Origin of the sequence: Pseudomonas sp. 8209 (assembly GCF_028682105.1) — a bacterium.
Taxonomy (GTDB): Bacteria; Pseudomonadota; Gammaproteobacteria; order Pseudomonadales; family Pseudomonadaceae; genus Aquipseudomonas; species Aquipseudomonas palmensis.
Genome location: NZ_JANIAH010000013.1, coordinates 80,329 through 100,177 on the forward strand (window position 1 = coordinate 80,329; position 19,849 = coordinate 100,177).

The following is a 19,849-nucleotide window of genomic DNA, read 5'->3' on the forward strand; positions in this document are numbered from 1 at the left end:
CTCATAGTTGGTAGCGCAGGGCCAGGCTGCTTTGCAGACGCTGGGCCTGGCGCAGCGATTCGCGCAGGATGCGCCGGTCCAGGTCGTTGAGGCTGTCGGGGTCGACGCGGTTGGAGTAGGGCAGGTTCTGGCGGGTCTGCAACTGGTGCTGCTGCATGCGGGTCTGCTGGATGAAGTGGTAGGCCTCTTCATAGGCGCCGCCATCGAGCGGGTCGATCACTTCCTTGCCTACCAGCTGGCGCAGGCGCTCCAGGGTGTTGTTGGCGTGCACGCCATTGGCCAGCGCCAGCAGGCGCGCGCCGTCGACGAAGGGCGTGAGGCCCTGCACCTTGAGGTCGAGGGTGGCGGCCTTGTCGTTGCCGCTGCGGGTCAGCACGAACTCGCGAAAGCGCCCCACGGGCGGGCGCTGGCGCAGTGCGTTGGCGGCCATCATGCGCTGGAACAGGCGGTTGTCGGCGACCTGGTCGAGGATGCCCTGGCGCAGTTGTTCGCACGCCTGTTCGTCGCCCCACACCACGCGCAGGTCGAAATAGATGCTCGAGGCCAGCAGGTTCTCGGGGGTGGCTTCGCGGATGAACGCGGCAAAGCGCCGTGCCCACTCGGCCCTCGACAGACACAGCTCGGGGTTGCCGGCCATGATGTTGCCCTTGCACAGGGCGAAGCCGCACTGCGCCAGGCCCTGGTTGATGTGCTGCGCCAGCGGCAGCAGGCGGGCGCGAATTTCGGCAGCCTGGGCCGCGTCGCGTGCCTCGAACAGGATGCCGTTGTCCTGGTCGGTGTGCAGGGTCTGTTCGCGGCGGCCTTCGCTGCCGAAGCACAGCCAGCTGAACGGCACGCCGGGGTCGCCCTTGTCCTGGATCGCCAGTTCGATCACCCGGCACACGGTGTGGTCGTTGAGCAGGGTGATGATGTGGGTGATCTGGGTGGACGAGGCGCCATGGGCGAGCATGCGCTCGACCAGCTGGCCGATCTCGCCGCGCAGCGACACCAGGTTCTCGACCCGCGCGGCGTGACGGATGGTGCGCGCCAGGTGCACCAGGTCGACCCGCTGCAGCGAGAACAGGTCGCGCTCGGAGACCACCCCGCACAGGCGCTGGTCCTGCACCAGGCACACATGGGCGATATGGCGCTCGGTCATCGCGATGGCGGCGTCGAAGGCGCTGGCCTGGGGGCTGAGGTAGAAAGGCGCGGCGGTCATGTGCGCGGCGATCGGCGCGGCGAAGTCGGCACTGGCATCGGCCACCACCTGGCGCAGGTCGCGCAGGGTGAAGATGCCGACCGGTGCGCGCTGCTCGTCGACGATCACGATGCTGCCCACCTGCTGCTCGTGCATCAGGCGTACGGCCTCGCGTACGGGCGTATCTGGGGCGCAGGTGACCGGATGACGCATGGCCAGCTCGCCCAGGCGGGTATTGAGCGAATACTGGTTGCCGAGGGTTTCAACTGCGCGGCGCTGGACCTGCTGGTTGACCTGGTCGAGCAGGCTGCTGACACCCCGCAGGGCAAAATCCCGAAACACTTCTGAGAGTGCGAACAGACGGATGAACGCCGCCTTGTTCAGTTGCAGGCAGAAGGTGTCTTCGGCGGCCAGGTGTTCGGTACGGGTGGCGCGCTCGCCCAGCAGGGCGGCCAGCGGGAAGCACTCGCCTCCGGTGATCTCGAAGGTGGTCTCGGTGCCGGTGGCGGCATGGTTGCGCTCGCCCACCACGCGTCCCTGCTTGACGATGTAGAAGTGCTCGACGGGTCCGTCGGCAGGCTTGATGATGCTCTCACCGCTGGCGTAGAAGCGCAGCTGGCATTGTTCCACCAGGTACGCCAGGTGGGCGTTTTCCATCTGGTTGAACGGAGGAAAGCGTTGCAGGAACTGCATGGTGCCGTGAATATTCTGCAGTACTGCGGTTTTGCCGGCCTGGTCGAAGGCGTCCATCTTGCTCATGAGCTTTACCGCATCTGTGCGTCGGCGCCGAGGGCCGAGCATTTGTTTTTATCGTGCTGCATGGTCGGCCGCGGGGTGCGCAGTGCCCATTGGACGTTTGTCTAAAGCGGGTAAGCGTCAATTATCCGACGAAAGGCGGGTTGCGGCACATGCGTTTGCGGTCTGAACTTGATTCAACGGATATTTTTACGATGGAACAGCCATGCCCGAAGCCGACGACATACTGAGCGAAGCCGAGCGCAAGGCGCTGGCGAGCGTGACTGCGCGCGGGACCGCGCTGCCCAAGGTGCTGATCGTCGAAGACGACAAAGGGTCGCGCGAAGCGCTGGCGAGTTACTTGAAGGCCCATGGCATTCGTTGCCTTGCCGCAGAAAACACCACGGTGGCGTTCGACTACCTCAAGCGCGAACCCAGAATCGGGCTGCTGATTACCGACCTGCGCATGCAGCCGGTGGGGGGCATCGAGTTCATCGAGCAGATTCGTGAGTCGGACCAGGCCGCGTTGCCGATCATCATCGTGTCGGGCGATGCCAAGGTGCAGGACGCGATTGCGGCAATGCACCTGAGCGTGGTCGACTTTCTGCTCAAGCCGCTCGACCAGGAGAAGCTGGAAAAGCTGGTGAAGCTGGTGAAGCATGAGCTGGGCATCGGCTGAACCCCTTCGCTGGCTTGCCAGCGAAGGGGTGCGTCAGGCAGCGCTGTAACGAGCTTACAGCCCGTTGCGCGCCTTGAACTCGCGACGACGGCGATGCAGTACCGGCTCGGTATAACCGTTCGGCTGCTTCGCACCCTCGATCACCAGCTCGACCGCCGCCTGGAAGGCGATGTTGCTGTCGAAGTCCGGTGCCATCGGGCGGTACAGCGGGTCGTTGGCGTTCTGCTTGTCGACCACCGGCGCCATGCGCTTGAGGCCTTCGATCACCTGCGCCTCGCTGATGATGCCGTGACGCAGCCAGTTGGCCAGCAACTGCGCGGAAATCCGCAGGGTGGCGCGGTCTTCCATCAGGCCCACATCGTTGATGTCCGGCACTTTCGAGCAACCCACGCCCTGGTCGATCCAGCGCACTACATAGCCAAGAATGCCCTGGGCATTGTTGTCCAGTTCGTTGCGGATCTCTTCGTCCGACCAGTTGGTGTCGGTGGCCAGCGGAATGGTCAGGATATCGTCGACCGAGGCCGGCGCACGCTTGGCAAGTTCCGCCTGGCGGGCGAACACGTCGACCTTGTGATAGTGCAGCGCGTGCAGCGCGGCGGCGGTCGGCGACGGCACCCAGGCGGTGTTGGCACCGGCCAGTGGGTGGGCGATCTTCTGCTCGAGCATGTCGGCCATCAGATCAGGCATGGCCCACATGCCCTTGCCGATCTGCGCGCGGCCCTGCAGGCCGGTGGCAAGGCCCACGTCGACGTTGTTGTTCTCGTAGGCACCGATCCACTTCTGGGTTTTCATGGCGCCCTTGCGCACCACGGCGCCCGCTTCCATGGAGGTGTGGATCTCGTCGCCGGTACGGTCGAGGAAGCCGGTGTTGATGAACACCACGCGCTCGCTGGCGGCCTGGATGCAAGCCTTGAGGTTGACCGTGGTACGGCGCTCCTCGTCCATGATGCCGACCTTCAGGGTGTTGCGCTTGAGGCCCAGCACGTCTTCGACGCGACCGAACAGCTCGTTGGTGAAGGCGGCTTCTTCAGGGCCGTGCATCTTCGGCTTGACGATGTACACCGAGCCGGTACGGCTGTTCTTGCGGGTGGTGTTGCCGTTGAGGTTGTGCACCGCAGCCAGGTTGGTGACCAGCGCATCGAGGATGCCTTCGGGCACTTCGTTGCCATCCTTGTCGAGGATCGCGTCGATGGTCATCAGGTGACCGACGTTGCGCACGAACAGCAGCGAACGGCCATGCAGGCTCAGCGAGCCGCCATTGGGCGCGGTGTACTCGCGGTCCGGGTTCATGGTGCGGGTGAAGGTCTGGCCGGCCTTGCTCACGCTTTCGGCCAGGTCGCCCTTCATCAGGCCCAGCCAGTTGCGGTAGATCACCACCTTGTCGTCGGCATCCACCGCGGCCACGGAGTCTTCGCAGTCCATGATGGTGGTCAGGGCGGCTTCCATCAGCACGTCCTTGACCCCGGCGGCGTCGGTCTGGCCGACCGGGGTGCTGGCATCGATCTGGATCTCGAAGTGCAGGCCGTTGTTTTTCAGCAGCACGGCGACAGGGGCGGTGGCATCGCCCTGGTAGCCGACCAGTTGCGTGTCGTCGCGCAGGCCGCTGTTGCTGCCACCCTTTAGGGTGACCACCAGCTTGCCATCGGCAATGCTGTAGCGGGTGGCATCGACGTGGGAGCCGGCCGCCAGTGGCGCAGACTCGTCGAGGAAGGCGCGGGCGAAGGCGATGACCTTGTCGCCGCGTACCTTGTTGTAGCCCTTGCCCTTCTCGGCGCCACCGGCTTCGCTGATGGCGTCGGTGCCGTACAGCGCGTCGTACAGCGAGCCCCAGCGGGCGTTGGAGGCGTTGAGGGCGAAGCGTGCGTTCATCACCGGCACTACCAGCTGCGGGCCGGCCATGCGAGCGATCTCGTCATCGACATTCTGGGTGGAGGCCTGGAAGTCCGCCGCTTCTGGCAGCAGGTAGCCGATCTCCTGGAGGAAGGCCTTGTAAGCCGGAGCATCGTGGGCCTGGCCCTTGCGCGCCTGGTGCCAGGCGTCGATCTGCGCCTGCAGGGTGTCACGCTTGGCCAGCAGGGCTTTGTTCTTTGGAGCGAGGTCGTTGATGATCTTCTCTGCCCCGATCCAGAACTGCTCGGCGTTGACGCCGGTTCCGGGAATGGCTTCGTTGTTCACGAAGTCGAACAGGACTTTGGCGACCTGAAGGCCACCGACTTGAACGTGTTCAGTCATTGCTTGCCTCACTCTGCTCAGCTATTCAGCTCTTGTTTCAACATTTTTGTAGTGCGCGTCGCGGCATACTACATGAAGCGCTGCGCTTGGGAAAATCAGACTAAATACGCCGTTTTGCGACCATTTGGTCGCAAAACGTCGTTCTGGGAGCGGGCATGTTCTCAAAAATCGAGTGAATTGTTCCAGATAAATCTAAAAACAGTACACGATTTGTTGTTCGAGCCCGCTGCGGCAGGTTGCCGCGCCTTGCCTATACTTGATCGGCGCCCCCGGTATTCGGGGGCTGGAGAGAGGACTGGCGCGTGGATCATCTTGTCTTGACCGTGATTGCCCCTGACCGCGCCGGCCAGGTGGAGCGGGTGGCCGAATGCATCGCCGAGCATAACGGCAACTGGCTGGAGAGTCGCATGTCGCGCATGGCAGGGCAATTCGCCGGCATCCTGCGCGTCGCGGTACCGGCCGAATCCTATGACGAACTGGTGGAGGCGTTGCAGGCGCTGGGCAAGCACGGGATTCGCGTGCTGATCGCCGAAAGCGGCATCGAGCCGTCGTGCACCTGGAAGCCGATCGCGATGGAGCTGGTGGGCAACGATCGCCCCGGCATCGTGCGCGACATCACCCGGCTGCTGGCCGAACAGGGGGTGAACCTGGAGCGCTTCAGTACCGACGTGCGGCCCGCGCCGATGAGCAGCGAGCCGCTGTTTCACGCCGATGCGCTGCTGGCCCTGCCGCTGACGCTGTCGCTGGATGACCTGCAAAAGCGCCTGGAGGCCCTGGCCGACGACCTGATGGTGGAGCTCAAGCTGCGCCCCGAAGAGTCGGCGTAGGGGGTGGCGTAGCGCTCAGGTGCGCCGGCGAATGCTCAGCCAGGCATCCACGCTGTACAGTGCCAGGCCGGCCCAGATGAACATGAACGCCACCAGGGTGCTGCTCGACAGATGTTCGTCGAACAGCAGCACCGCCTGCAGCAGCACCAGGGTCGGCGCCAGGTACTGCAGAAAGCCCAGAGTGGTGTAAGGCAGATGCCGCGCGGCGGCGTTGAAGCACACCAGCGGTATCAGCGTGACGGGCCCGGCGGCGGCCAGCCACAGCGCGTCGCTGGTGCTGTAGAAGCTGGCCTGGGCGCTGTGGGCCATGGGGTTGAGCAGCAGCCAGCCGATGGCCAGCGGTACCAGCATCCAGGTTTCCACCACCAGCCCCGGCAACGCCGCCACCGGCGCCTGCTTGCGGATCAGCCCGTAGAAGCCGAAGCTCAGCGCCAGTACCAGCGACACCCATGGCAGGCTGCCCACCTGCCACACCTGCTGCGCCACCCCCACTGCCGCCAGGCCTACCGCCACCCACTGCAGGCGGCGCAGACGCTCGCCCAGCAGCAACATGCCCAGCAGCACGTTGACCAGCGGGTTGATGTAGTAACCCAGGCTCGCCTCTAGCATGCGCCCGTTGTTCACCGACCACACATAGGTCAGCCAGTTGCCCGCGATCAGCGATCCGCTCAGGGCCAGGATGGCCAGGCGCCGCGGGTTGTCGCGCAGTTCGCGCCACCAGCCCGGGTGCTTCCAGAACAGCAGCAGGATCGAGCCGAACAGGGCCGACCACAGCACCCGATGCACGATGATTTCCACGGCGGGCACGTTCTGCAGGGCTTTGAAATAGATGGGGAACAAGCCCCAGATGATGTAGGCGGTCAGGCCCAGTATGTACCCGCGGCGCGGGTTGGCGGCTTGCATGCTGATTCCTTGCTTAGGCAGCTATCTAAAACCCGGCTATTGTAGACAGACTGGCAGCAGGTTCTAGAACAATTTCAGCGGCTCTTCGGCCAGTGCGGCGGTCTGCTCACGCAGGGCCAGGACCTGGTCGCCCCAGTAGCGTTCGCTGCCAAACCACGGGAAGCTGCGCGGGAACGCCGGGTCGTCCCAGCGGCGCGCCAGCCAGGCGCTGTAGTGCAGCTGGCGCAGGGCGCGCAGCGGTTCGATCAGGGCCAGTTCGCGGGGGTCGAAATCATGGAACTCGTTGTAGCCATCCATCAGTTCGGCCAGCTGGCCCAGGCGCTCGTGACGATCGCCGGCGAGCATCATCCACAGGTCCTGCACGGCGGGGCCCATGCGGCAGTCGTCCAGGTCGACGATGTGGAACACCTCATCGCGGCACATCATGTTGCCGGGGTGGCAGTCGCCGTGCAGGCGGATGCTCTTGTACGGGGTGCGGGCGTAGGCGTCCTCCACGCGCTTGAGCAGGTCGCGGGCCACCGACTCGTAGGCCGGCAGCAGGCTGCGCGGCACGAAGTTGCCTTCGAGCAGGGTGGCGAGGGAGGCGTGACCGAAGTTGGCCACGCCCAGCGCTTCACGGTGTTCGAACGGGCGCGTGGCGCCGACCGCGTGCAGGCGACCGAGCAACTGGCCGAGGCGGTACAGCTGGTCGAGGTTGCCCGGCTCCGGCGCGCGGCCGCCACGGCGCGGGAACAGTGTGAAGCGAAAGCCTGCATGCTCGAACAGGCTCTGGTCGTTGTGCACCAGCGGGGCGACCACGGGGACTTCGCAGTCGGCCAGTTCGGCGGTGAAGGCGTGCTCCTCGAGAATCGCCGCGTTGCTCCAGCGGCCGGGGCGATAGAATTTGACGATCAGCGGTTCGGCGTCTTCGATGCCCACCTGGTAGACACGGTTCTCGTAGCTGTTGAGTGCCAGAACACGAGCGTCGCTGAGAAAGCCGATGCTTTCGACAGCGTCCAGGACCAGGTCGGGGGTAAGGGTATCGAAGGGGTGTGACATGGGAGCTCCTGCAGCGCGACGGGTGGCCGGGCGTATGAGAGCCATGGTACAGCACCCCGGGGACGCTGCATGCCCCATCGCGGGTCAAGCCCGCTCCCACAAGGAAATCGCTGAACCTGTGGGAGCGGGCTTGACCCGCGATGGGCTGTGCAGCAGCCCCAATAATCTAGAGCGGCGTACCCAGCAGCACATACGCCGGCGAAAACCGCACTGCCACTTCACTGCCTACCACCACCCGGTTGTCCAGCAGCCACTGCGGCTCGGCAAATGCGCACAGCGTCTGGCCGTTGCTCAGGCTCAGGCGCACCTCGGTAGTCCCTTGCGGGTCATCGATCAGTTCCTGTACCACGGCGCTCAACTGGTTGACCTGCGCCGGCCCGGGCATCGCCACCTCCAGCCAGCCGGCCTTGATCAGCGCCACCACTGGCGTGCCCGGTTCCAGCTCCAGGCGCAAGGTGCTGTCATGGGTGATCTGCGCCTCGATGCGCAGCCCCCCGGCCAGGGTCAGCTCCACGGTGTCGATGCGGCCCTGCGCGCGAATGGCGCTGACCCGCCCATGCAACTGATTGCGCGCACTGGTGCGCAGCATCAGGCGCCCGAGCAGGTCGAGATCGTCGGAGTCTTCGGCCGCTTCCAGCACCTGCGCCTGCAACAGTTGCAGCTTCTGGTACAGGCGCAACACCCGCTGCCCCTCCAGCGACAGTTTCGCCCCACCGCCCCCGCGCCCGCCCACGCTGCGTTCTACCAGCGGGCTGGCGGCCAGGTTGTTGAGCTCGTCGATGGCATCCCACGCGGCCTTGTAGCTGATGCCGGCGCTCTTGGCCGCCCGGGTGATCGACCCCTGCTCGGCGATGTGGGCAAGCAGGGCGATGCGTTGCGGGCGACGGACGATATGTTGGGTCAACAGGGCAGGCAGGGACATGGGCGGGCACGCAGTCGGGGCAGGGATGGCCCAGAAAGTGCCCGCCGCCCCGGCGCAAGTCAAGCGCCGCCGGGCTTGGGCGTGCGTGCCAGGCAGTATACGTCCACCCGCGGGGCACCCGCCGCCCGCAACAGGCTGGCCAATGCCTGCGCAGTGGCGCCGGTGGTGAGCACATCGTCGACGATCGCCACATGCTGCCCCCTGATCGCCGCCGAATCGGCCAGGGCAAAGGCGTGGCGCAGGTTGCGCTTGCGCGCCTTGGCCGTCAGCCCCTGCTGGGCCGCCGTTTCTTGCGGGCGTTGGAGCAGACGTGGCTCGCAGGCGATCTCCAACTGCCCGGCCAACCACTGGGCAAGCATCGCAGCCTGGTTGAAGCCGCGTTCGCGCAGGCGCCGGCGCGCCAGCGGTACCGGCAACAGCAGGCCGGGCCGCGGCAGGTCTTCGGCAAAGCGGTAGGCAAGCCAGTTGCCCAGCAGTTGCGCCAGCAATCGGCCCAGCGGCCACTGGCGCTGGTGCTTGAAGCGGGTGATCAGTGCATCCACCGGGAAGCCGTAGTGCCAGGGCGCCTCGACCCGGGTGAAGGCGGGTGGGCGGCGGCTGCACTGGCCGCAGGTCAGGCCCCGCATCGGCAAGGGCAGCGCGCAGGTTCGACAGCATTCTTCCAGCCAGGGCAGTTCGGCTTCGCAGGCCACGCAAATGGGGTGTGACTGCTGGGCAGGTTCATCGCACAGCAAACATGCTTGGTTGATATTTAGCCAGTTGTAAACCAGTTGTTTAAGGTGTGGTTGACAGTGCATGGCGCTTCCTTAACTATGCGAGCTATCCGTGATGCGCTGGCGGGCTTTCCTGTCCCGGCGCCAGTACAAGCCTAAACAAGGAAACACCCATGAGCGCCAGCACAACTGCAACGCTTCGTCACGACTGGTCCCTGGCCGAAGTCAAAGCACTGTTCCAGCTACCGTTCAACGACCTGCTGTTTCAGGCGCAGACCGTTCACCGCGCGCATTTCGACGCCAACCGCGTTCAGGTCTCGACCCTGCTGTCGATCAAGACCGGCGCCTGCCCGGAAGATTGCAAATATTGTCCGCAGTCCGGCCACTACAACACCGGCCTGGAAAAACAGAAGCTGATGGAGGTGCAGAAGGTGCTGGAGGAGGCCGCCCGGGCCAAGGCCATCGGCTCCACGCGCTTCTGCATGGGCGCGGCGTGGAAGCACCCGTCGGCCAAGGACATGCCCTACGTGCTGCAGATGGTCAAAGGGGTCAAGGCCCTGGGCCTGGAAACCTGCATGACCCTGGGCAAGCTCGACCAGGAGCAGACCGTGGCCCTGGCCCAGGCCGGCCTGGACTACTACAACCACAACCTGGACACCTCGCCGGAGTTCTACGGCAGCATCATCACCACCCGCACCTACGGCGAGCGCCTGCAGACCCTGGCTTATGTGCGCGATGCCGGGATGAAGATCTGTTCGGGGGGGATCCTGGGCATGGGCGAATCGCTGGACGACCGCGCCGGGCTGCTGATCCAGCTGGCCAACCTCCCGGAGCACCCCGAATCGGTGCCGATCAACATGCTGGTGAAGGTGGCGGGCACGCCGCTCGAGAATGCCGAAGACGTCGACCCGTTCGACTTCATCCGCATGCTGGCAGTGGCGCGCATCCTCATGCCGCAGTCCCATGTGCGCCTGTCGGCCGGGCGCGAGGCGATGAACGAACAGATGCAGGCACTGGCCTTCTTCGCCGGGGCCAACTCGATCTTCTACGGCGAGAAGCTGCTGACCACCGCCAACCCGCAGGCCGACAAGGACATGCAACTGTTCGCGCGCCTGGGCATCCAGCCCGAAGCGCGCGAAGAGCACGCCGACGAGGTGCACCAGGCGGCCATCGAGCAGGCGCTGATCGAGCAGAAGAGCAGCGAGCTGTTCTACGACGCCGCCTCCGCCTGAGGTCGCCATGAGCTTTGATCTGAGTGCGCGCCTGGAACAACGGCGCGCTGCGGCGCTGTATCGCCAGCGCCCCCTGCTGCAGAGCCCGCAGGGGCCGCAGGTGATGGTGGACGGCACGCCGTTGCTGGCGTTTTGCAGCAACGACTACCTGGGCCTGGCCAACCACCCCGAGGTGATCGACGCCTGGCGTGCCGGCGCTGAGCGTTGGGGCGTGGGCGGCGGGGCGTCGCACCTGGTGATCGGCCACAGCTCGCCGCACCATGAACTGGAACTGGCCCTGGCCGAGTTTACCGGTCGCCCGCGCGCGCTGCTGTTCACCACCGGCTACCTGGCCAACCTGGGTGCGTTGACCGCGCTGGTGGGGCAGGGCGACAGCGTGCTGCAGGATCGCCTCAACCATGCTTCGCTGCTGGATGGCGGGTTGCTCAGTGGTGCGCGCTTCAGCCGCTACCTGCACAACGATGCCGACAGCCTCGGCAAGCGCCTGGACAAGGCCACCGGCAATGCGCTGGTGGTCACCGATGGCGTGTTCAGCATGGACGGCGACATCGCCGACCTGCCGGCACTGGCTGCCCAGGCGCGGGCCAGGGGCGCCTGGCTGATGGTCGACGATGCCCATGGCTTCGGCACCCTGGGCCGCCACGGCGGTGGCGTGGTGGAGCATTTCGGCCTGGACATGGGGCAGGTACCGGTGCTGGTCGGCACCCTGGGCAAGGCCTTCGGTACCGCCGGTGCGTTCGTCGCCGGCAGTGAGGAACTGATCGAGTGCCTGATCCAGTTCGCCCGCCCGTACATCTATACCACCAGCCAGCCACCGGCCCTGGCCTGCGCCACGCTCAGGAGCCTGCAACTGCTGCGTGACGAGCACTGGCGCCGGGAGCACCTGGCGGCGCTGATCCGCCAGTTCCGTCAGGGCGCCGAGCAGATCGGCCTGCACCTGATGGACAGTTTCACGCCGATCCAGCCGATTCTGATCGGCGATGCCGCAAGGGCCATGCGGCTGTCGGCGATGTTGCGCGAGCGCGGGCTGATGGTCACGGCGATCCGTCCACCGACGGTGCCGGCCGGCAGTGCCCGGCTGCGCGTGACCCTGACCGCCGCCCACAGCGCCGCGCAGGTACAGCTATTGTTGAATGCATTGGCCGAGTGTCATTCGCTGCTGGAGCCTGCTGATGCGTGATCGACTGATTCTGTTGCCGGGCTGGGGCCTGGGTACCGCTGCACTGGAGCCGCTGGCCGCGAGCTTGCGCGCCCTGGATGCCAAGCTGCACGTGGAGCTGATGCCTCTGCCGGAGCTGGATGGCAGTGACGTGCCTGTATGGCTGGATCACCTGGACCGCACGCTGCCTACCGACACCTGGCTGGGAGGCTGGTCGCTGGGCGGCATGCTCGCCGCCGAGCTGGCGGCGCGACGCGGCGATCACTGCTGCGGGCTGGTGACGCTGGGCAGCAACGCCAGCTTCGTGGCCCGTGCGGACTGGCCCCATGGCATGCCGACCGACACCTTCAATACCTTTCTCGACGGTTGCCGTAGCCATACGCAAGTGACGCTCAAGCGCTTCAAGTCGCTGTGCAGCCAGGGCGCCCAGGCGCCGCGCAGCCTGGCGCGGTTGCTGGAGGTGGGGGTGCCGGCAACCGACCCGCTGTACCTGGCCACGGGCCTGGAGGTATTGCGGCAACTCGATACCCGGGCTGCGCTGAGCAACTTCGGCGGCCCGCAGTTGCACCTGTTCGCAGGCAGCGACGCGCTGGTGCCGGTCGAGGCGGCCAAGGCGCTGTTCGAGCTGCTGCAGGACGTCGAGGTGGGCATTGTCGAGGACAGCGCCCACGCCTTCCTGCTGGAGCACGCCCAGGCGTTGGCGACCTTTATCAAGACCTTCCTGCACGAGAGTGGCGATGACTGATCTTTCCCTGCCCAGGCTGCCCGGCGCCTTGCCCGACAAGCGCCAGGTGGCGGCCTCGTTTTCCCGTGCTGCGGCCAGCTACGACAGTGTCGCCGCGTTGCAGCGGGCTGTGGGCGCTCATCTGCTGGCGCAGCTGCCCGCCGATTTGCAACCGCGTTGCTGGATCGATCTGGGCAGTGGCACCGGGCATTTCAGCCGGCACTTGCAGCAACGTTATCCACAAGGGCTGGGTGTGGCGGTGGATATCGCCGAAGGCATGCTGCTGCATGCCCGTGAGCTGGGGGGCGCGCATTACCATGTGGCGGGCGATGCCGAGCGTCTGCCACTGCGTGATGGCAGCGCCGGGCTGATCTTCTCCAGCCTGGCGGTGCAGTGGTGCGCCGACCTGGCTGCGGTACTGCGTGAAGCGCAGCGGGTTCTACAGCCTGGGGGCGTGCTGGCGTTCGCCAGCCTGTGCGTGGGCACGCTGTTCGAGCTGCGTGAAAGCTGGCAGGCGGTGGACGGTCTGGTGCACGTCAATCGCTTCCGCCCTCTGGCGCACTACCAGCGTCTGTGTGCCGACAGCGGGCTGCAGGTGCTCGGGCTGGAGGCCCGGCCCCATGTACTGCATTACCCCGATGTGCGCAGCCTGACCCATGAGCTCAAGGCGCTGGGCGCACACAACCTCAACCCCGGTCGCCCCGCCGGCCTGACCGGCAGGGCACGCATGCAGGGCCTGCTGCAGGCCTACGAGCGCTTTCGCCAGCCGCAGGGACTGCCCGCCACCTATCAGGTAGTCTATGCGGTACTGCACAAGCCGCAGCACCAGGGGGATTGAGATGCATGCTGCCTATTTCATCGCCGGCACCGATACCGATGTGGGCAAGACCACCATTGCCGCCGGCCTGCTGCATGCGGCACGTCTGGCCGGCCTGAGTACCCTTGGGGCCAAGCCGGTAGCGTCGGGCTGCGAGGTGACCCCCAAGGGCCTGCGCAACGCCGATGCACTGGCCCTGATCGCACAAAGCAGCCTCACGCTGCCCTATGCGCAGCTCAACCCTTTTGCCTTCGAGCCCGCCATCGCCCCGCACCTGGCGGCCCGCGAGGCAGGTGTTGCGCTGAGCGTGCAGGCGTTGCTGGCGCCGATGCGCACGGTGCTGGCGCACAACGCCGATTTCACCCTGATCGAAGGGGCGGGTGGCTGGCGGGTGCCGTTGTCCGATCAGGCCAATCTGTCGGACCTGGCGATTGCCCTCAAGCTGCCGGTGATCCTGGTGGTAGGCGTGCGCCTGGGTTGCATCAACCATGCGCTGCTCAGTGCCGAGGCGATTGCCCGCGATGGCCTGCAACTGGCCGGCTGGGTGGCGAACATCATCGAGCCGCGCACCTCGCGCCTGGAGGAGAACCTGGCTTCGCTTGCCGAACGCCTGCCAGCCCCCTGCCTGGGCCGGGTGCCAAAACTCAAGGTGGCCAGCGCCGAGGCGGTGGCCGCATACCTGCAGCTGGATTTGCTCGACTAGGCTGAGTCTATTGAAGGGCACTGTGCCATTAGTGTTTTTGACGGGCCTTTTGCCGGGTTGTCTGCTTCAATAGGGGCCATTGATGTCATCTGTGCCTTCCGTCACCTGGAGAGTTTGAAATGGAAATCTCGGGCAGTTCCGCATTCTATGCCGGCCTGGGCGCCATTCAGAGCGGCCAGAACCGCGTCGATCAGGCCGCCAGCCAGATCGCCAACACCACTGTCGAACGTGCTGCCACCAGCCAGTCCAGCGACTACCAGGCCGAACGCCTGCGCTCGGTCGACCGCAGCCAGCAGATGGACCTGGCTACCAGCACCGTCGAACTTGCCCTGGGCAAGCATCAGGTCGAGCTGGGTGTCAAAGTGGCCAAGGCCTCCGACGAAATGCTCGGCACGCTGATCGATACCTACGCCTGAGCCAGCCGGCCCTCGCATCTTCCCGGTTTTACCCCTACATCCTGACTCGACGCCCTGGCCCAAGGCCGGGCGCCTTGTCGTGCCTGCGTTCTGGCGAGCGGGGCCGGAGCGTAGCCTGCCATGGCAGAAATGCCCTCATGGGGGTGCTTGACAAGGTTTCGGCGTAAACGTATGTTTCAAACAACTGTTTGACCGAAAGCCGCCTAGAGCTGGTCGGTGTATGTCGCGGTCTCCCTATTCAAGGATCCATCAGCAGAGGTTCATCGCTATGCCTGATTACAAAGCCCCCTTGCGTGATATTCGTTTCGTTCGCGATGAACTGCTGGGCTACGAAGCGCACTATCAGAGCCTGCCGGCTTGCCAGGACGCCACCCCCGACATGGTCGATGCGATCCTCGAGGAAGGCGCCAAGTTTTGTGAACAGGTATTGGCCCCGCTGAACCGTGTGGGCGACCTGGAAGGCTGCACCTGGAGCGAGTCGGGCGTTAAGACCCCCACCGGCTTCAAGGAAGCCTACAAGCAGTTCGTCGAAGGCGGCTGGCCGAGCCTGGCCCATGACGTCGATCACGGCGGCCAGGGTCTGCCCGAGTCGCTGGGCCTGGCGGTCAGCGAAATGGTCGGCGAGTCGAACTGGTCGTGGGGCATGTACCCGGGCCTGTCGCACGGCGCGATGAACACCATCTCCGAGCACGGCACCGCCGAGCAGCAGAACACCTACCTGACCAAGCTGGTATCCGGCGAATGGACCGGCACCATGTGCCTGACCGAACCGCACTGCGGTACCGACCTGGGCATGCTGCGCACCAAGGCCGAACCTCAGGCCGACGGTTCCTACAAGGTCACCGGCACCAAGATCTTCATCTCGGCCGGTGAACACGACATGGCCGACAACATCGTGCACATCGTGCTGGCGCGCCTGCCCGATGCACCGGCCGGCACCAAAGGCATCTCGCTGTTCATCGTGCCCAAGTTCCTGCCGACCGCCGAAGGCGGTGTGGGCGAGCGCAACGCCGTTTCCTGTGGCTCCATCGAACACAAGATGGGCATCCACGGCAACGCCACCTGCGTGATGAACTTCGACGCCGCCACCGGCTACCTGATCGGCCCGGCCAACAAGGGCCTGAACTGCATGTTCACCTTCATGAACACCGCTCGCCTGGGTACCGCGCTGCAAGGCCTGGCCCACGCCGAAGTGGCGTTCCAGGGTGGCCTGAAGTATGCCCGCGACCGCCTGCAGATGCGTTCGCTGACCGGCCCCAAGGCGCCGGACAAGGCGGCTGACCCGATCATCGTCCACCCGGACGTGCGTCGCATGCTGCTGACCATGAAAGCCTTCGCCGAAGGCAACCGCGCGATGGTGTACTTCACCGCCAAGCAGGTCGACATCGTCAAGTACAGCCAGGACGAAGAAGAGAAGAAGAAGGCCGACGCACTGCTGGCCTTCATGACCCCGATCGCCAAGGCGTTCATGACCGAAGTCGGCTTCGAGTCGGCCAACCACGGCGTGCAGATCTACGGCGGCCACGGCTTCATCGCCGAGTGGGGCATGGAGCAGAACGTTCGCGACAGCCGCATCTCGATGCTGTACGAAGGCACCACCGGCATCCAGGCGCTGGACCTGCTGGGCCGCAAGGTGCTGATGACCCAGGGCGAGGCGCTCAAGGGCTTCACCAAGATCGTGCACAAGTTCGTCCAGAACAACGAAGGCAACGAGGCCATCAGCGAGTTCGTCGCGCCATTGGCCAAGTTGAACAAGGAGTGGGGCGAACTGACCATGAAGGTCGGCATGGCCGCTATGAAGGACCGCGAAGAAGTCGGTGCCGCCTCGGTGGACTACCTGATGTACTCCGGTTACGCCTGCCTGGCCTACTTCTGGGCCGACATGGCGCGCCTGGCCGCCGAGAAACTGGCTGCCGGCACCAGCGAAGAGGCGTTCTACACCGCCAAGCTGCAGACCGCTCGCTTCTACTTCCAGCGCATCCTGCCGCGGACCCGCACGCATGTGGAAACCATGCTGTCGGGCGCGAGCAACCTGATGGACATGAACGAAGAGCACTTCGGCCTCTCGTACTGAGTCATCGCCTGAAGCAAGAAAGCCCGCCCTTACCGGCGGGTTTTTTTATGCGCTAGTCAGAACCTGAAACGAATACGTGCTAAGCCCTGCTCCTACCCTGCCGTTACAAGTGCTGCCGGCATATTCATCTATTCATGTGCGCTGCCGACACATTAAAGGCACAATGCCATTACTTGATCTGCCGGGTCGGAGATTCCCTTGTTTCGTTTATCCGCTGTACGACTGAGCCATTTTCTGCCGTCACTGTTCCTGCTGGTGTCTGGGCTCGCCGCTGCTTATGTCAGAGACCTCAACGTCTTCTTCACCTCGCTGTTCAACGTGCTGCCAACCCTGGTGCTGCTGCTGGGCGGGGCCTACTGCACGGTCTACCGCCGTCAGCGTGAACTGTTCCTGATGGTCACGGTGTATATCGCCTACTTCCTGCTCGACACCCAGACCGACTACTACCGCGACAATGGCGTGGTACGCCAGGACGCCGCCGTGGTGTTCCACCTGGTGTGCCTGTTGCTACCCATCCTGTTTGCGCTGTACGGCGCCTGGCAGGAGCGCACGCACCTGTTCCAGGACATGGTGGCGCGCTTTGCCGTGCTGCTGGCGGTCGGCAGCACGGCGCTGGGGCTGGAGCAGAGCTACCCGCAGGCGCTGCTCAACTGGCTCGCGGAAATCCGCTGGCCGGCGCTGCACGGTCAGTGGATGAGCCTGATCCAGCTGGCCTACCCGGTGTTTCTGCTCGCCTTCATCCTGCTGGTGGTGCAGTACCTGCGCGAACCGCGCCCGCTGCATGCGGCGCAGGTGATCGGTCTGATGGGGATCTTCTGGATGCTGCCGCAGACCTTCATCCTGCCCTTCACCCTGAACATCATGTGCAGCCAGGTGATGCTGATGATCGCCGCCGCGGTCTCCCACGAGGCCTACCAGATGGCGTTTCGCGACGAGCTCACCGGCCTGCCGGGGCGCCGCGCGCTCAACGAGCGCATGCAGCGTCTGGGGCGCAACTATGTGCTGGCGATGACCGACGTCGACCACTTCAAGAAATTCAACGATACCCACGGGCACGACGTGGGCGACCAGGTGCTGCGCCTGGTGGCCAGCAAACTGTCCAAGGTCACCGGCGGGGGCCGCGCCTACCGCTATGGCGGCGAGGAATTCGCCCTGGTGTTCGCGGCCAAGACCATCGAGGAATGCCTGCCGCACCTGGAGGCGGTGCGCGAGGTGATCGCCAACTACAATATCCAGCTGCGCAACCAGGACAGCCGCCCCCAGGACGACCAGCAGGGGCGACAACGCCGTGGGGCGGCCGGGGCCAGCAGCGTGTCGGTGACCATCAGCATCGGTGCCGCCGAGCGCCTGCCCGAGCACCGCAGCCCCGATGAGGTGCTCAAGTCGGCCGACCAGGCGCTGTACAGTGCCAAGGGAGCGGGGCGTAACTGCACCATGACCTACGGCCACCAGAGCAAGCGTGGAGCGGTGCGCACGGCGTGACCAGAAGTGACCATATGGTCGCCAGATGACCCTATGTGTCACAAAAGTTGTTAGGTTACACTGGCTCGCAACTGTGTAGCGGCCCTGCGGGGCCGTCCCGACTCAAGGTGTGAGAGGTTGCCATGGCTGACTATAAAGCGCCCCTGCGCGATATGCGCTTCGTCCTCAACGAAGTCTTCGAAGTATCCCGGCTGTGGGCACAACTGCCCGGGCTGGCCGAGGCGGTCGACGAAGAAACCGCACTGGCGGTGCTCGAGGAAGCCGGCAAGGTCACCAGCCAGCGCATCGCTCCGCTGAGCCGCAGCGCCGACGAAGAGGGCTGCCATTGGGACAACGGCGCCGTGCGCACCCCGGCCGGCTTCATCGATGCCTACCGCACCTACGCCGATGGCGGCTGGGTGGGCGTGGGCGGCGACCCTGCCTATGGCGGCATGGGCATGCCCAAGGTGATCTCTGCCCAGGTCGAAGAGATGGTCAACTCCTCGAGCCTGGCCTTCGGCCTGTACCCGATGCTGACCGCCGGTGCCTGCCTGTCGATCAACGCCCATGCCAGCGAAGAGCTCAAGACGCGGTACCTGCCCAACATGTACGCCGGGGTCTGGGCCGGCTCCATGTGCCTGACCGAGCCCCACGCCGGTACCGACCTTGGCATCATCCGTACCCGCGCCGAGCCGCAGGCCGACGGCAGCTACAAGGTCACCGGCACCAAGATCTTCATCACCGGCGGCGAACACGACCTGACCGAGAACATCATCCATCTGGTGCTGGCCAAGCTGCCTGACGCCCCGGCCGGGCCCAAGGGCATCTCGCTGTTCCTGGTGCCCAAGTTCCTGGTCAACCCCGATGGCAGCCTGGGCGAGCGCAACCCGGCCACCTGTGGCTCCATCGAGCACAAGATGGGCATCCAGGCCTCGGCCACCTGCGTGATGAACTTCGACAGCGCCGTGGGCTACCTGGTCGGCGAGCCGAACAAGGGCCTGGCAGCGATGTTCACCATGATGAACTACGAGCGTCTGGGGGTCGGCATCCAGGGCCTGGCATCGGCCGAGCGTTCCTACCAGAACGCCATCGAATACGCCCGCGACCGCCTGCAGAGCCGTGCACCTACCGGGCCCCAGGCCAAGGACAAGACTGCCGACCCGATCATCGTGCACCCCGACGTGCGGCGCATGCTGCTGACCATGAAGGCACTGAACGAAGGCGGCCGGGCTTTCTCCACCTATGTTGCGATGCAGCTCGATACCGCCAAGTTCAGCGAAGACCGCGAGGCCCGCAAGCGCGCCGAAGACCTGGTGGCGCTGCTGACGCCGGTGTCCAAGGCGTTTCTCACCGACCTGGGCCTGGAAGTGACCGTGCATGGCCAGCAGGTGTTTGGCGGCCATGGCTACATTCGCGAGTGGGGCCAGGAGCAACTGGTGCGCGACGTGCGCATCACCCAGATCTACGAAGGCACCAACGGCATCCAGGCCCTGGACCTGATGGGCCGCAAGGTGGTGGGCAGCGGCGGGGCGTTCTACAAGCTGTTCGCCGACGAGATCCGCCATTTCATCGCCACCGCCGACACGGCGCTGGGCGAGTTCGTCAAACCGCTGGAGACGGCGCTGGACAGCCTCGACGACCTGACCGCCTGGGTGCTCGACCGCGCCAAGGCGAACCCCAACGAAATCGGCGCGGCGTCGGTGGAGTACCTGCACGCCTTCGGCTACACCGCCTATGCCTACATGTGGGCACTGATGGCCCGCACGGCCCTGGCCAAACAGGGTGAGGACGACTTCTACGCCAGCAAACTGGGCACCGCACGCTTCTACTTCGCTCGCCTGCTGCCGCGTATTCACTCGCTCAGCGCTTCGGTGAAGGCGGGCAGCGAGTCGTTGTACCTGCTCGACGCGGAACAGTTTTGATCTGACGGCGTCATGTAAGCATTTGCTTACATGACGTGGTGACGTTTGGCCTCTTCCGTAAGATTGGATCCACAGCTAATCTTCACCTCATGGACGTCGCGCAGGATGCGCACAG

The 19,849-nt window shown here is 65.1% G+C and carries 17 protein-coding genes; 11 read left to right on the forward strand and 6 right to left on the reverse strand.

Going from position 1 to position 19,849, the window contains the following annotated elements; genetic code table 11:
* Nucleotide 1: 1 nt before the first annotated feature.
* A complete protein-coding gene (locus NP552_RS24130; protein WP_274097222.1) occupies nt 2–1,936 on the reverse strand; it encodes a DUF294 nucleotidyltransferase-like domain-containing protein in 1,935 nt (644 codons plus the stop codon).
* A 202-nt stretch (nt 1,937–2,138) separates the two neighbouring features.
* Between NP552_RS24130 and NP552_RS24135 the strand changes: the two genes are divergently transcribed.
* Nucleotides 2,139–2,591 carry a response regulator gene (locus NP552_RS24135; protein ID WP_274097223.1) on the forward strand — a complete coding sequence of 151 codons (453 nt, stop codon included), beginning with the start codon at nt 2,139–2,141 and terminating at the stop codon, nt 2,589–2,591.
* Nucleotides 2,592–2,645: 54 nt separating this feature from the next.
* Here NP552_RS24135 and NP552_RS24140 read toward each other — a convergent pair whose 3' ends face one another.
* A complete protein-coding gene (locus NP552_RS24140) occupies nt 2,646–4,823 on the reverse strand; it encodes a malate synthase G (protein WP_274097224.1) in 2,178 nt (725 codons plus the stop codon).
* Nucleotides 4,824–5,125: 302 nt separating this feature from the next.
* Between NP552_RS24140 and NP552_RS24145 the strand changes: the two genes are divergently transcribed.
* A complete protein-coding gene (locus NP552_RS24145) occupies nt 5,126–5,650 on the forward strand; it encodes a glycine cleavage system protein R (RefSeq protein WP_058541817.1) in 525 nt (174 codons plus the stop codon).
* Nucleotides 5,651–5,665: 15 nt separating this feature from the next.
* On the opposite strand, the gene rarD is transcribed toward NP552_RS24145, so the two are convergent.
* The 4 genes from rarD to NP552_RS24165 all read right to left on the reverse strand — a co-directional run bounded on the left by rarD (nt 5,666) and on the right by NP552_RS24165 (nt 9,310).
* On the reverse strand, nt 5,666–6,553 hold the full coding sequence (rarD, locus tag NP552_RS24150) for an EamA family transporter RarD (RefSeq protein WP_054915981.1): 888 nt from the start codon (nt 6,551–6,553) through the stop codon (nt 5,666–5,668).
* A gap of 63 nt (nt 6,554–6,616) precedes the next feature.
* On the reverse strand, nt 6,617–7,591 hold the full coding sequence (locus NP552_RS24155; RefSeq protein WP_274097225.1) for a serine/threonine protein kinase: 975 nt from the start codon (nt 7,589–7,591) through the stop codon (nt 6,617–6,619).
* A gap of 166 nt (nt 7,592–7,757) precedes the next feature.
* Nucleotides 7,758–8,513 carry a TOBE domain-containing protein gene (locus tag NP552_RS24160; RefSeq protein WP_274097226.1) on the reverse strand — a complete coding sequence of 252 codons (756 nt, stop codon included), beginning with the start codon at nt 8,511–8,513 and terminating at the stop codon, nt 7,758–7,760.
* A gap of 59 nt (nt 8,514–8,572) precedes the next feature.
* On the reverse strand, nt 8,573–9,310 hold the full coding sequence (locus NP552_RS24165) for a ComF family protein (protein WP_274097227.1): 738 nt from the start codon (nt 9,308–9,310) through the stop codon (nt 8,573–8,575).
* 89 nt (nt 9,311–9,399) lie between these two features.
* Here NP552_RS24165 and bioB point away from each other — a divergent pair, with 89 nt between their 5' ends.
* The 9 genes from bioB to NP552_RS24210 all read left to right on the forward strand — a co-directional run bounded on the left by bioB (nt 9,400) and on the right by NP552_RS24210 (nt 19,734).
* A complete protein-coding gene (bioB, locus tag NP552_RS24170; protein ID WP_043863678.1) occupies nt 9,400–10,458 on the forward strand; it encodes a biotin synthase BioB in 1,059 nt (352 codons plus the stop codon).
* Between the two features lie 7 nt (nt 10,459–10,465).
* Nucleotides 10,466–11,638, forward strand: coding sequence for an 8-amino-7-oxononanoate synthase (bioF, locus tag NP552_RS24175; protein WP_274097228.1), 1,173 nt, complete (start codon nt 10,466–10,468; stop codon nt 11,636–11,638).
* On the forward strand, nt 11,631–12,362 hold the full coding sequence (locus tag NP552_RS24180) for an alpha/beta fold hydrolase (protein WP_196931977.1): 732 nt from the start codon (nt 11,631–11,633) through the stop codon (nt 12,360–12,362). Before bioF ends, NP552_RS24180 begins: the two co-directional genes overlap by 8 nt.
* Entirely contained in the window at nt 12,355–13,179 is an 825-nt protein-coding gene (gene bioC / locus NP552_RS24185; protein WP_274097229.1) for a malonyl-ACP O-methyltransferase BioC, read from the forward strand. Before NP552_RS24180 ends, bioC begins: the two co-directional genes overlap by 8 nt.
* Before the next feature lies 1 nt (nt 13,180).
* A complete protein-coding gene (gene bioD, locus NP552_RS24190; RefSeq protein WP_043863682.1) occupies nt 13,181–13,861 on the forward strand; it encodes a dethiobiotin synthase in 681 nt (226 codons plus the stop codon).
* A gap of 119 nt (nt 13,862–13,980) precedes the next feature.
* A complete protein-coding gene (locus NP552_RS24195; protein ID WP_043863683.1) occupies nt 13,981–14,277 on the forward strand; it encodes a hypothetical protein in 297 nt (98 codons plus the stop codon).
* A 268-nt stretch (nt 14,278–14,545) separates the two neighbouring features.
* Nucleotides 14,546–16,351 carry a phenylacyl-CoA dehydrogenase gene (locus NP552_RS24200; RefSeq protein WP_043863684.1) on the forward strand — a complete coding sequence of 602 codons (1,806 nt, stop codon included), beginning with the start codon at nt 14,546–14,548 and terminating at the stop codon, nt 16,349–16,351.
* 198 nt (nt 16,352–16,549) lie between these two features.
* A complete protein-coding gene (locus tag NP552_RS24205; protein WP_043863685.1) occupies nt 16,550–17,833 on the forward strand; it encodes a GGDEF domain-containing protein in 1,284 nt (427 codons plus the stop codon).
* 122 nt (nt 17,834–17,955) lie between these two features.
* On the forward strand, nt 17,956–19,734 hold the full coding sequence (locus NP552_RS24210; RefSeq protein ID WP_054915975.1) for an acyl-CoA dehydrogenase C-terminal domain-containing protein: 1,779 nt from the start codon (nt 17,956–17,958) through the stop codon (nt 19,732–19,734).
* Nucleotides 19,735–19,849 lie beyond the last annotated feature (115 nt).

What these genes read in the sequence shown, in the direction of transcription:
- NP552_RS24180 (WP_196931977.1), top strand. Translation starts at nt 11,631, where the DNA reads ATGCGTGATCGACTGATTCTGTTGCCGGGCTGGGGCCTGGGTACCGCT.
- NP552_RS24195 (WP_043863683.1), top strand. Translation starts at nt 13,981, where the DNA reads ATGGAAATCTCGGGCAGTTCCGCATTCTATGCCGGCCTGGGCGCCATT.
- NP552_RS24140 (WP_274097224.1), bottom strand. Translation starts at nt 4,823, where the DNA reads ATGACTGAACACGTTCAAGTCGGTGGCCTTCAGGTCGCCAAAGTCCTG.
- rarD (WP_054915981.1), bottom strand. Translation starts at nt 6,553, where the DNA reads ATGCAAGCCGCCAACCCGCGCCGCGGGTACATACTGGGCCTGACCGCC.
- NP552_RS24200 (WP_043863684.1), top strand. Translation starts at nt 14,546, where the DNA reads ATGCCTGATTACAAAGCCCCCTTGCGTGATATTCGTTTCGTTCGCGAT.
- NP552_RS24165 (WP_274097227.1), bottom strand. Translation starts at nt 9,310, where the DNA reads ATGCACTGTCAACCACACCTTAAACAACTGGTTTACAACTGGCTAAAT.
- NP552_RS24135 (WP_274097223.1), top strand. Translation starts at nt 2,139, where the DNA reads ATGCCCGAAGCCGACGACATACTGAGCGAAGCCGAGCGCAAGGCGCTG.
- NP552_RS24160 (WP_274097226.1), bottom strand. Translation starts at nt 8,513, where the DNA reads ATGTCCCTGCCTGCCCTGTTGACCCAACATATCGTCCGTCGCCCGCAA.
- bioB (WP_043863678.1), top strand. Translation starts at nt 9,400, where the DNA reads ATGAGCGCCAGCACAACTGCAACGCTTCGTCACGACTGGTCCCTGGCC.
- NP552_RS24130 (WP_274097222.1), bottom strand. Translation starts at nt 1,936, where the DNA reads ATGAGCAAGATGGACGCCTTCGACCAGGCCGGCAAAACCGCAGTACTG.
- bioC (WP_274097229.1), top strand. Translation starts at nt 12,355, where the DNA reads ATGACTGATCTTTCCCTGCCCAGGCTGCCCGGCGCCTTGCCCGACAAG.
- bioD (WP_043863682.1), top strand. Translation starts at nt 13,181, where the DNA reads ATGCATGCTGCCTATTTCATCGCCGGCACCGATACCGATGTGGGCAAG.
- bioF (WP_274097228.1), top strand. Translation starts at nt 10,466, where the DNA reads ATGAGCTTTGATCTGAGTGCGCGCCTGGAACAACGGCGCGCTGCGGCG.
- NP552_RS24210 (WP_054915975.1), top strand. Translation starts at nt 17,956, where the DNA reads ATGGCTGACTATAAAGCGCCCCTGCGCGATATGCGCTTCGTCCTCAAC.
- NP552_RS24155 (WP_274097225.1), bottom strand. Translation starts at nt 7,591, where the DNA reads ATGTCACACCCCTTCGATACCCTTACCCCCGACCTGGTCCTGGACGCT.